General features: G+C 76.1%; 4 protein-coding genes. 2 read left to right on the forward strand and 2 right to left on the reverse strand.

All coding sequences use genetic code 11. From position 1 onward, the window contains the following. Positions 1–62 precede the first annotated feature (62 nt). On the reverse strand, positions 63–503 hold the full coding sequence (locus GTQ99_RS20400; protein WP_166617536.1) for a PspC domain-containing protein: 441 nt from the start codon (positions 501–503) through the stop codon (positions 63–65). 136 nt (positions 504–639) lie between these two features. Between GTQ99_RS20400 and GTQ99_RS20405 the strand changes: the two genes are divergently transcribed. Both GTQ99_RS20405 and GTQ99_RS20410 read left to right on the forward strand, forming a co-directional pair. After that, positions 640–1,881, forward strand: a complete 1,242-nt coding sequence (locus tag GTQ99_RS20405) for a PspC domain-containing protein (RefSeq protein WP_205707913.1) — start codon at positions 640–642, stop codon at positions 1,879–1,881. Between the two features lie 29 nt (positions 1,882–1,910). Then, a complete protein-coding gene (locus tag GTQ99_RS20410) occupies positions 1,911–2,564 on the forward strand; it encodes a LuxR C-terminal-related transcriptional regulator (RefSeq protein ID WP_205707914.1) in 654 nt (217 codons plus the stop codon). 79 nt (positions 2,565–2,643) lie between these two features. Here the strand turns inward: GTQ99_RS20410 and GTQ99_RS20415 are convergent. Further along, on the reverse strand, positions 2,644–4,297 hold a 1,654-nt coding region (locus GTQ99_RS20415; protein WP_166617538.1), incomplete at its 5' end, for an MDR family MFS transporter.

The following is a 4,297-nucleotide window of genomic DNA, read 5'->3' on the forward strand; positions in this document are numbered from 1 at the left end:
GGGGTGGGGTGCTCGTGCTCACGGCTCGACTCTCCCGTCGGGGTGGTCGGTGGGGGAAGGGGTCAGAAGACCCAACTGAGGCCGAGCACGCCGTGGCCCAGCAGCAGGTCGATGACGACGAGGCAGACGCTGGCGACGAGCACCGCGGAGACGTCCCCGCGCTGCGCGGCCTGCGCCTCGATGCGGCCGGTGACGTCGGGCAGCAGCGCCCACAGCACGCCGTAGAGGGCGATGCCGACGCCGCCCAGCAGCGCCAGGGCGATGAAGCCGACGCGCACCGCGAGGGGGTTGAGGCCGTGGCGGGCGGCGATCGCGCCGCACACGCCGCCGATCCAGCGCTCCTGGCCGCGCACGGCGCCCCAGCGGCGCACCGCGGCGAAGAAGCGCTCGGCGGAGGTGGTGGGCGGCCGGACCGCGTGGCCCCCGGGGGCCGCGGTGCCGAAGTCGCCGAAGTCGTCGGAGGAGGTGCTGGAGGAGGTGCCGGAGGAGGTGTTCGAGGTCATGGTGCGAGCCTGCTCGCCGGCGCGGCCCGGCGGCATCGGGAGTTCCCCTGAGGGAACCCTGAAACCCCGGGCGCAGGACCCCGGGTCCGCCCTCGGGGGGACCCGTGGACGGGCTGTGCGTGCCACGATCGAGCACGTGAGCACGCCCACCGACACGCTGCCCCCGCCCGCCGCCGCGCGGCCCGCGCCGGTGCGGCCCGCGCTGGTGCGGCCCGTGCAGGGCCGGCGCCTGGGCGGGGTCGCGGCCGGGCTGGCCGCGCACACCGGGATCCCGGTGCAGCGGGTCCGCACGGTGCTCGTCGCCTCCGCCCTGCTGGCCGGTCTCGGCGTCGCCCTCTACGCGGTGTGGTGGTTCCTCGTGCCCGAGGAGGGCCGCCCGGCGGACGGGACCGTGCGCTCGGACCCCTCGGCGTGGGTGCTGGCCCACCGCGACGCGCTCGTGGGGGTCGCGCTCGTCGTGGGCGTCGGGCTGGTCCCGGCGGCGCACTGGCTCGACGGCTCCTCCCGGCTGGCCGTGCCGCTGCTCGTCGTCGGCGCCGGTCTGGTGCTGGCCTGGAGCCAGCTGGACGCCACCCGCCGGCGGCGGCTGCTGGAGGAGACCGGCGGCGGTCGCGCCGCGGCCGCCCGCGTCGGCGCCGGCGTCTCGCTCGTCGTCGTCGGCGTCGTGCTGTTCCTGGCCGTCGGCGGGGACGTCACGGGGTTCTGGCAGTCCTCGCTGGCGGGTCTGGCGGTGCTGGCCGGCGTGGGGATCGTGCTGGCGCCGTGGGCGATCCGGTTGTGGCAGGACCTGGGCGCCGAGCGCGCGGCGCTGGCGCGCGAGCAGGAGCGCGCCGAGCTGGCCGCGCACGTGCACGACTCGGTGCTGCAGACGCTGGCCCTCATCCAGAAGCGCTCCGCCGACGCCGGCGAGGTCGCCCGGCTGGCCCGCATGCAGGAGCGCGACCTGCGCCGCTGGCTGTACGGCGACCACGGCACCGCGGCCGGCACGCTGGGCGCCGCGCTGCGCACCGCGGCGGCCGAGGTCGAGGACGCCTGCGGCGCGACGGTCGAGGTCGTCCTCGTCGGCGACCTGGACTCCCGCCCGCTGGACAAGCCCAGCTCCGCGCTGGCGCAGGCGGCGCGGGAGGCGCTGCTCAACGCGGGCCGGCACGCCGGCGGCACGGTGTCGCTGTACGCGGAGGCGGTCGGCGGCGGCCTGGAGGTGTTCGTGCGCGACCGCGGCCCGGGCTTCGACCTGGACGCCGTCCCGCACGACCGGCTGGGGGTGCGGGAGTCGATCGTGGGGCGCATGCAGCGCGCCGGGGGGTCGGCCACCGTGCGCCGGCCCGCCGACGGCGGCACCGAGGTCGCGCTGCGGCTGCCGGGGGGCGCCGCGTGATCCGCGTGCTGCTCGTCGACGACCACCGGATGGTGCGCTCCGGGGTGAAGGCGGAGCTGTCGTCGGCCCCCGACGTGGAGGTCGTCGGCGAGGCCGCCGACGTGGCCTCGGCGGTCGCCGCGGTGCAGCGGGTGCGCCCGGACGTGGTGCTGCTCGACGTGCACCTGCCGGCGGGCGAGGGCGAGAACCCCGCACCGGGCGCCGGCTCGGGCGGGGCCCAGGTGCTCGCGCGGTGCGCCGCGCTGCTGACCGCCGACCCGCCGGTGCGCTTCCTGGCGCTGTCGGTCTCCGACGCCGCCGACGACGTCATCGCCGTCATCCGGCGCGGTGCGCGCGGGTACGTGACGAAGACGATCGGCGGTGAGGAGCTGGCCGCCGCGGTGCGCCGGGTCGCCGAGGGCGACGCGGTGTTCTCCCCGCGGCTGGCGGGTTTCGTCCTCGACGCCTTCGGCGCCGTCGGCGGCGAGGTGGCCGCCGCCGACGACGAGCTGGACCGGCTGTCGGCGCGCGAGCGGGAGGTGATGCGGCTCATCGCCCGCGGCTACGCCTACAAGGAGGTCGCCAAGGAGCTGTTCATCTCGGTGAAGACCGTGGAGACCCACGTCTCTGCGGTGCTGCGCAAGCTGCAGCTGTCCAACCGCGGGGAGCTCACCCGCTGGGCCGCCGCCCGCCGCCTGCTCTGACCCGGCTCCCCCGCTCCTCCGCGGTGGTCCCGTGCGGTGCACCGCGCGGGACCACCGCGGAGGGGGTGGGTTCCTCGGGTCAGTCCCGCGCGGGGCTGGGCGGCAGCGGCGCGGCGGCGAGGTGGCGGTCCTGGGCGGGGACCTGGCCGGAACCGGTCGCCCCGGTCGCCCCGGTCTCGCCGGTCGCCTCGTGCTGGGTGGCGTCGGCCTCGGCCTCGCTCATCGGCGCGGTGCTGGCCAGCGGCAGCTCGGGCAGGAAGAGGGCGATGACGGTGCCGACGAGGAACATCGGCACCAGCCACAGGAAGATCGGCGTCAGCGAGTCGGCGTAGGCGTCGACGACGCCGCCGGCGACGTCGGCCGGCAGCGAGCGCACGAGCTCCGGCGTCAGCGAGGACGTGCCGTGACCGCCGGCGACGGCACCGCCGGGCAGGACGGCGCCGAGGCGGTCGGTGAGCCGGCCGGCGAAGACCGTGCCGAGGACCGCGACGCCGATGGTGACGCCCAGCTCGCGGAAGAGGTTGTTGGAGCTGGTCGCGGTGCCGATCTCGCGGGGGTCCACGGCGTTCTGGACGGCCAGCACGATGATCTGCATGAACAGGCCCAGGCCCGCGCCGAGGACGCCGACGTGGACGCACAGCAGCCACAGCGGGGTGCTCGGGTCCATCGTGGACATGCCGAGCATGGCGGCGGCGGCGACGGCGGTGCCGACGACCGGCAGCGCCTTGTAGCGGCCGGTCCTGGTGACCACCGCGCCGGAGCCGATGCTCGTGACGAGCAGCGCGCCGACCATCGGCAGCAGCAGCAGGCCGGACTCGGTGGCGTCGACGCCGTAGGACATCTGCAGGTACGTCGGCAGGTAGGCCAGCGCGCCCATCATCCCGGCGCCGACGACGAGGCCGAGCAGCGTGGTGACGACGAACGTGCGGTTGCGGAACAGCCGCATGGGGATGACCGGCTCGGCGGCGCGGCGCTCGACGAGCACGAAGACGACGGCGAGCGCGAGCGAGGCGGCGCTGAGGGCGAGGATCGTGGGCGAGCCCCAGGCGTGCTGGGTGCCGCCCCAGCTGGCGACGAGGACGACGCCGGTCAGCGCCAGCGCCAGCGTGACCATGCCGGCGTAGTCGATGCGCGCGGTGCCGCGGCGCTGCGGCAGGTGGATCGTCAGGGCCGCGACGGCCAGGGCCACCGCCCCCAGCGGCAGGTTGATCCAGAACACCCAGCGCCAGTCGACGGAGTCGGTGAGCCAGCCGCCGATGAGCGGGCCGGCGACGGCGGAGACGCCGAAGACGGCGCCCAGGGGGGCCATGAACCTGGCGCGGTCCTTGGCGGGGACGACGTCGGCGATGATCGTCTGGGACATGATCATCAGGCCGGCGCCGCCGAGGCCCTGCACGCCGCGGAAGAGGACGAGCTCGACCATGCCCTGCGCGAACCCGCACAGCGCCGAGCCGAGCAGGAACAGCGAGATCGCGACGAGGAACAGCCGCTTGCGCCCGACGAGGTCGCCGAGCTTGCCGTAGACGGGCATGGCGATCGTCAGCGCCAGCGTGTAGGCGGTGATCGTCCAGCTCATGTGCTCCAGGCCGTCGAGCTCACCGACGATCGTGGGCAGCGCGGTGCCCACGATCGTCTGGTCCAGCGAGGCCAGCAGCATGACGAGCAGCAGGCTGGTGAAGATCCAGCCGGTGCGGGGCTTCGGGAGCGCGGCGGTGGGCGCGCCGGGGGTGGGC

It is taken from the genome of Kineococcus vitellinus, from assembly GCF_009906315.1.
Lineage (GTDB): Bacteria > Actinomycetota > Actinomycetes > Actinomycetales > Kineococcaceae > Kineococcus > Kineococcus vitellinus.